Source organism: Mesorhizobium sp. M7A.F.Ca.ET.027.03.2.1 (genome assembly GCF_003999175.1).
Taxonomy (GTDB): domain Bacteria; phylum Pseudomonadota; class Alphaproteobacteria; order Rhizobiales; family Rhizobiaceae; genus Mesorhizobium.
This window is the reverse complement of sequence record NZ_RZOM01000251.1, coordinates 1-6499: the sequence shown is the minus strand read 5'-3', so window position 1 is coordinate 6499 and position 6499 is coordinate 1. Positions and strand designations below refer to the sequence as shown.

The 6499-nt window shown below is 61.1% G+C and carries 8 protein-coding genes; 5 read left to right on the top strand and 3 right to left on the bottom strand.

The window, feature by feature from the left end; all coding sequences use genetic code 11:
- Positions 1 to 412 (top strand): FAD-dependent monooxygenase (locus EN750_RS13365; protein WP_189526184.1); only part of this gene is annotated, 412 nt, incomplete at its 5' end.
- Here the strand turns inward: EN750_RS13365 and EN750_RS13360 are convergent.
- Positions 389 to 1351, bottom strand: coding sequence for an AEC family transporter (locus tag EN750_RS13360; RefSeq protein ID WP_127328975.1), 963 nt, complete (start codon positions 1349 to 1351; stop codon positions 389 to 391). The two genes, EN750_RS13365 and EN750_RS13360, sit on opposite strands and share 24 nt — an antisense overlap.
- Before the next feature lie 125 nt (positions 1352 to 1476).
- On the opposite strand from EN750_RS13360, the gene hspQ reads away from it, so the two are divergent.
- The gene (hspQ, locus tag EN750_RS13355) at positions 1477 to 1800 is read left to right on the top strand and encodes a heat shock protein HspQ (RefSeq protein ID WP_023811879.1); all 324 of its coding nucleotides are present in this window, start codon (positions 1477 to 1479) and stop codon (positions 1798 to 1800) included.
- A gap of 72 nt (positions 1801 to 1872) precedes the next feature.
- Here hspQ and EN750_RS13350 read toward each other — a convergent pair whose 3' ends face one another.
- Positions 1873 to 2502, bottom strand: coding sequence for an invasion associated locus B family protein (locus EN750_RS13350; RefSeq protein ID WP_127270670.1), 630 nt, complete (start codon positions 2500 to 2502; stop codon positions 1873 to 1875).
- 232 nt (positions 2503 to 2734) lie between these two features.
- Between EN750_RS13350 and EN750_RS13345 the strand changes: the two genes are divergently transcribed.
- Together EN750_RS13345 and EN750_RS13340 are read left to right on the top strand one after the other, a co-directional pair.
- Positions 2735 to 4555: an extracellular solute-binding protein gene (locus EN750_RS13345; RefSeq protein WP_127396693.1), complete on the top strand. Its 1821-nt coding sequence runs from the start codon at positions 2735 to 2737 to the stop codon at positions 4553 to 4555.
- Positions 4556 to 4572: 17 nt separating this feature from the next.
- Positions 4573 to 5253, top strand: coding sequence for a DsbA family protein (locus EN750_RS13340; protein WP_127396692.1), 681 nt, complete (start codon positions 4573 to 4575; stop codon positions 5251 to 5253).
- A 37-nt stretch (positions 5254 to 5290) separates the two neighbouring features.
- Here EN750_RS13340 and EN750_RS13335 read toward each other — a convergent pair whose 3' ends face one another.
- Positions 5291 to 5728, bottom strand: coding sequence for a hypothetical protein (locus EN750_RS13335; protein ID WP_127272122.1), 438 nt, complete (start codon positions 5726 to 5728; stop codon positions 5291 to 5293).
- A 584-nt stretch (positions 5729 to 6312) separates the two neighbouring features.
- Between EN750_RS13335 and EN750_RS40675 the strand changes: the two genes are divergently transcribed.
- A partial coding sequence (locus tag EN750_RS40675) for a hypothetical protein (RefSeq protein WP_245482696.1) occupies positions 6313 to 6499 on the top strand: 187 nt, incomplete at its 3' end.

Genomic DNA, 6499 nt, shown 5'->3' with positions numbered 1-6499 from the left:
GCTTTCGGCGGTGACGCCACTGCGTTTCGCCCGAGATCGGGTGGCGCTGGTCGGCGAAGCCGCCCATGTGTTTCCGCCGATTGGTGCGCAAGGCCTCAATCTCGGCATCAGGGACGTCGATGATCTGGTTGGAATCGCTTGTGAAAATCGAGCCGACCCGGGTGCAGCCAAGGCGCTTGCGGCTTACGATTTCAAGCGCCGCCCCGATATTCTGGCGCGTAGCGGCGCGGTCAACCTGCTCAACATGTCGCTGCTTTCCGACATGCTGCCGGCCCAGATGGCCCGCGTGGCCGGGCTCGGCGTGCTCGGTGGCTTCGCGCCGCTTCGGGCTTTTTTCATGCGCGAGGGGCTTCGTCCCGGCAGCGGTTTTGCCGCGCTTGCCGGCGGGTTAGGGAAACAGGTCCGGCGCTAGGATATCGTGCCGGATCAGGTAGAGCAGCCCGGTGACGGTCACGACCGACAGGCAGGTTGTGATCAGCACACTGGCCGACGCGCGCTGTACCCAGACGCCATACTGCTGGGCGATGACGAAGACGTTGGTGGCGGTCGGCAACGCCGCCAGAAGCACCGCCGAGAAGACCCATGTCTCCGAGAAATTGCCGATCCAGCTCAGCACGACATAGCAGAGCAACGGGTGCAGGATCAGTTTCAGCGCCGCAATCGGAACCATCTCGTGCGGGACGCGATTGAGCGGCCTGAGCGCCAGCGTGACGCCCATGGCAAACAGCGCGCAAGGTGCGGCCGCCCGGGAAAGATATTCCAGAAATCGCTCCACCGGCACGGGCGGTCGAAAGCCGATATAGGCGGCGCCGACGCCCAGGGCGGTTGCGATGATGAACGGGTGCAGCACGATCTTGCGCACGACACCCAGCGCAAGCCGGAGAGGCGTGGTCTTGTCGTCGCCCGACAGCGCCATCATCATGGGCGCGATGGCGAAATGCATGATGTTCTCGAAACAGAAGATCAAGGCGACCGGCACAGCCGCCTCCTCGCCGAAGGCCAGCAATGCCAGCCCCGGTCCCATATAGCCGATATTGCCATAGGCGGCCGCGAGCGCCTTGATGGTCGATTGAGCTATCTCGCCGCGCGAGGTCAGGACCGACCCCATGAACATCAAGGAAAATATCATGAAGGTCGAGACGACCGAACCGAAGATGAAGCGCCATTCCGTCAGGTCTTCGAACGGCGTCTTGGCAAGCAGTTGGAAGAAAAGTGCCGGCAGCGCGACATAGACGATGAACGTGTTCATCCAGCCGAGCGCCTCCAGCGGCTGCCTGGTTATGCGCGCCACCAGAAACCCGACAAAAATCAAGCCGAAGAACGGAAGAACAAGACCGATGACGTCAGACATTTTTATGCTGGTCCGAAACCCTGGCGCCGGGCTAGCCCGTTGCTTAATAGGGCGTCAAGCGCCTCGGGATTGAATTGATGCGCGGTCTGCGCCAAATAAGCCCAAGGAATTCAGTGGTGAGTACGATGAAAACAGCCAAATTCGCAATCGGACAGGTGGTTCGCCACCGGCTGTTTCCATTCAGGGGCATCATTTTCGACGTCGACCCGCAATTCGCCAACACCGACGAGTGGTACGAAGCCATCCCCGCCGACGTTCGGCCCCGCAAGGATCAGCCCTTCTATCACCTGCTCGCCGAGAATTCGGAGACCGAATACATCGCCTACGTCTCCGAGCAGAATCTGCTCGAGGATCAGTCGGGTGAGCCGGTCCGGCATCCGCAGATCAAGGAGATGTTCGACAAGAGGCCGGACGGCGGCTACCAGCCGAAGCGGCAGTCCAGGCATTAGCCTACTGGAAGACAATCGCAAAAAAAGCGGGGCATGACCCCGCTTTCTTGTTGGCTCGGCGATATCGGCCGATCAGTTGGCGGTCTTCGCCTTGTCCTGCTCTTCCTTGAGCTTCTTGGCGAAATCCTGGTTGTTCTTGGCGACGAAGTCCTGAAGCTTCTTTTGCCGGTCCTCGATGTCCGACTGCTGCAGCGCCGGTCCGTCATAGGCGCCGCTGAAGCCCTGCAGGGCGACCTTGATCGGATTGGGCTGGTTCTGGAAATTGACGGAGGTCAGGGTAATCGCCTGGCCCTTCTTGAAGGCGGCGACGAGCTGATCGGTCAGCGGCACTTCCGCCACGCAACGATCCGGGAAGCAGATCACATAGTCGAGCTTCTGCGCCTTGCCGGTGTCGATCTGCAGGCCGATGCCGGGAGGCACCAGACGGCCGGTCGGGACCGTCACCTGGAACACCTTGCGGTTCACCTTGCCCTTCAGCTCGATCAGGCTGACGCCGGTGACCAGCTGGCCGTTGCCGGCGGTGGTGATGTTCTGGACGTTGCAGATGTCGACGTCTTCCTGCTTGGTGCAGGCCTTGAACCAGCCTTGCGGAATCTGCTGTTGCTGCTGTGCGGAAGCAGCGGGAAGTCCTGCGCCGAGAAAGCCGACCACGCCAGCGGCCATGACCGACAGGCGGTACGCGTTGCTGTTCAGGCTCGTCATGTCGTGCACTTCCTCTCAAATGATCCCGGGACCGGCTTCTTCGTGCCGTGTGGTCCAGCTACCTGTTGCCGAAATGAGGCAACAGAATGACTTCGGAGGGCGTGTTACACTGCAAGCGATGCCGAATCCAGCCCGGCGTCAGCAATTGTTGAACGCGCGGTTGGCCGGCGCCCAGCCGCCTCATGCTAGGGTGCACACCGAATCATCAAGCCGACCCAGTAAGGAGACGGTCATGGGCCGCGTTGTTGTTTGGCTGATCACCGGGATATCGTTTCTCGCCCTTTCGCATCAGCCGGCCGCATCAGAGCCGAAGCACGCTATCGCCATGCAGGGTGAGCCGGCGCTACCGCCCGGCTATACGCATTTCGACTACGTCAATCCCGACGCGACGAAGGGTGGCTCGATCACCTATTGCGTCGTCGGCAGCTTCGACAATCTGAACCCTTTCATCCTCAAGAGCCTGCGCACGACGGCGCGCGGCATGATGGATACGATCTTCGGCAATCTGGTCTTCGAGCCGTTGATGCAGCGCAATGCCGACGAGGCTTTCACGCTCTACGGTTTGTTGGCCGACAGCGCCGACATGGACCCGGAGCGCAAGAGCATCGAATTCCATCTCAATCCGAAGGCCAAATGGTCGGACGGTCAGCCGGTGACGCCGGAGGACGTGCTGTTCAGCTATGACGTCTACACCGAGAAAGGCCGCCCGCCTTACAGCGATCGCATGGCCAGGGTCGCCAAGCTCGAAAAGACCGGCGATCACAGCGTGCGCTTCACCTTCAACGACAAGGCCGATCGCGAATTCCCGCTAATCATCGCGCTGACCCCGATCATCCCGAAGCACGCCTTCGACAAGGAGACTTTCGACAGGACGACGCTCAAGCCGGTGATCGGCAGCGGCCCTTATAGGATCGCGCAGGTGCAGCCCGGCCAGCGCATCGTGTTCAAGCGCAACCCGGACTACTGGGGCAAGGACGTCCCGGCCAAGCGCGGTTTCGACAATTACGACCAGATCACCATCGAGTATTTCCTCAACGCCAACGCCAAGCTCGAAGCGTTCAAGAAAGGCCTTTGCGCCATCGACGACGACAGTGATCCGGTGAAGCGCGAGCGCGATCTCGATTTTCCGGCCTTCCACAAGGGCGACGTCGTCGCCGAAACCTTCGACACCGGCATTCCGCCCGTGGTGACCGGTTTCCTGTTCAACACGCGGTTGCCGAAATTCGCCAACCCTGTCGTGCGGCGCGCGCTCGGCATGCTCTACGACTTTGAATGGGCCAACAAGAACCTGTTCGGCGGCAAATACACGCGCACGATGAGTTACTGGCAGAATTCCGAGCTTTCCGCGATCGGCCATCCGGCCGACGACAGGGAGAAAGCGCTTCTGGCGCCCTACCCCGGCCGCGTCCCTGCCGATGTCATGGACGGTACATGGCGGCCGCCGGTGACCGACGGATCGGGCCAGGACCGCCGCGTGCTGAAGGCAGCCTTCGATCTTTTGAAAAGTGTCGGCTACCACGTGCAGAATGGAACGATGCTCGATCCCGAAGGCAAACCCTTCAGCTTCGAAATCCTGACCGCATCGCAGGACGAGGAGCGCCTTGCCGGCATCTACCAGCGCACGCTGGAGAAGATCGGTATCGATCTCACCATTCGCAGCCTCGACGGCGACCAGATCCAGTCGCGCAAGCAGCGCTTCGATTTCGAGGTCCTGATAGGATCGAGCGGCTTCAACAATTCGTTGTCGCCCGGCATCGAGCAGAGCGGGCGCTGGAGTTCCGCCGCGGCCAGGACGGAAGGCTCGTTCAATCTCGCCGGCGTCGCCGATCCGGCTGTGGATGCAGCGATCGAGGCGATGCTGCGCGCCCGCTCCAAGGAGGATTATGTTGCCGCCGTTCGCGTTCTCGACCGGCTGCTGATCTCCGGCAACTACATGGTGCCTATGCAGCACAACACGCAGCAATGGATTGCCTACTGGAACTACCTGGAACATCCGCAAAAGACGCCCATATTCGGGTATCAACTGCCAACATGGTGGCGCAAACCCAACTGAGGGATCAGGAGATCGAGATGAGCGAATTGAACGCCATCACCGTCGATGTGGTGTCCGATGTCGTCTGTCCCTGGTGCTTCATCGGCCAGAAGCGGCTCGACAGGGCGATTGCCGCCGTCGGCGATGTCGACGTGCATGTCCGCTGGCGGCCGTTCCAGCTCGATCCGACCATTCCGCCTGAAGGCAAGGACCGCCGCGAATACATGCTGGCAAAATTCGGCAGTGATGAGCGCATCCGCGAGATTCACGCCCGCATCGAGCCGCTGGGCGAAATCGAAGGCATCTCGTTCGCCTTTGACGCCATCAAGGTGGCGCCGAACACGCTGGATGCGCATCGGCTGATCCGCTGGGCAGGTGCCGCCGGCGAAGCCATTCAGAACAGGCTTGTGCGCCGGCTGTTCCAGCTGAATTTCGAGGAAGGCGCCAACATTGGCGATCATGCCGTGCTGGTCGAGGCGGCGCGCGAGGCCGGCATGGATGCGTCCGTGGTCGCCACGCTTTTGCCGACCGAGGCCGATGTCGAGGCGGTGCGCACCGAGATCGCCACCGCGTCGCGCATGGGCATTTCTGGCGTGCCGTGCTTCCTGCTCGAGGGCAAATACGCGGTCATGGGCGCACAGGATGCCGACACGCTGGCCGATGCCATTCGCCAGGTGGCGGCCGCCAAGGCGCGCGGCGAACTGGACAAGGCCGGCTGAGCCGACCGCCCTCTCCTCTCCGCGACAGCAGCAAACGTTACTTCACCGTCGCTTTGGCCTTGCTGATGAAAAATCCATGGCCGTTCGTGGCGGTGCAGGTCAGTCCCTTGGTTGATGACTGGCACGAGAACGGCCCGGCGCTCCAGCTGTTGCCGTAGCCAAGCTTGTCGACATCGCTGCAGCAGCCCTGCTCGCCCGGGTTCTTGATCAGCGTGGCTGGCCCCTTCGGACCCAGGATAATCGTGACGTAGCTCGGCTCGACGCGCGAGCAACTCAGCTCCGGGCCGCCATCCTTTGGCTCATAGGTGCCGGTGCCGCCTTTGGCCGTGTAGATGCAGCCGATGTTGCCGGACGGCGTGTTGAACTCGATCTGGCCTTCGGCGCTGGCCGGGATGCTCTGCGCGCCGGCATGCGCCAAAGGTACGAGGGGCAGCCAGGCGAAGAGGGACAGGATTGCGGCCGCGCGTGCAAGCATTGGGAGCTTCCTTGTTGGAGAACCGGACATGCATGAGTGTCGACGATGGCGGGCAAGGTTCAACCCCAAGCGGATGAATTGTCAAACGCAGTCCCTCAGCTGACCGGACAAGACGGAACGCGCCGCTCGATCGATTCTCCCGTCACTTCCTGCCCCTGGCAAGGACGACCACGGCATTCCTGGCGAGTCACGAACCGCAAATTTTCGAGCTCTCTGGGCCGTCCGCAGTGAGAAAACCGATCGCTCGACACGATTTCGAGTTCACGAAACCGTGTGAAAGCCTTCCCCAGGGGAAGCTCCATCGACGGCATTTTATTGAAGATCAAGCATCTGAAATCAATATCGATATTTTGATTATTGCCGACCGTTGTCGCTATATTTCAGCGTGTAATCTGTTGCCTCACGGCAACGGCTGCCGGGGCAATCCGGTCGGGCCGGTTTTAAATTAATGGAAAATGATCAATTGGTGTTACCATCCGTAACAAAAGGAAAAAGGTTTGGGCGGGATCGTGATTCGGGTCGGTAGACCATCGCAAGAGTCAGTACCGGAAAAAACACCTCGCGATGCCGCAGGGCGATCGCTTCTGACGCCGGTGTCGTCGATGCGCAGCTTCTGGGGCCTGATGCGGGCCTACTGGGTTTCCGACCGCTGGAAGGAAGCCTGGACGCTGACGCTGGTGATCGCGGTGCTCACGGCGCTGTCCAGCAAGGCCGGTGTCTGGTTCGCCGAAGCCTCCGGCGAACTGGTCAATTCGATCGCCTTCTTCCATG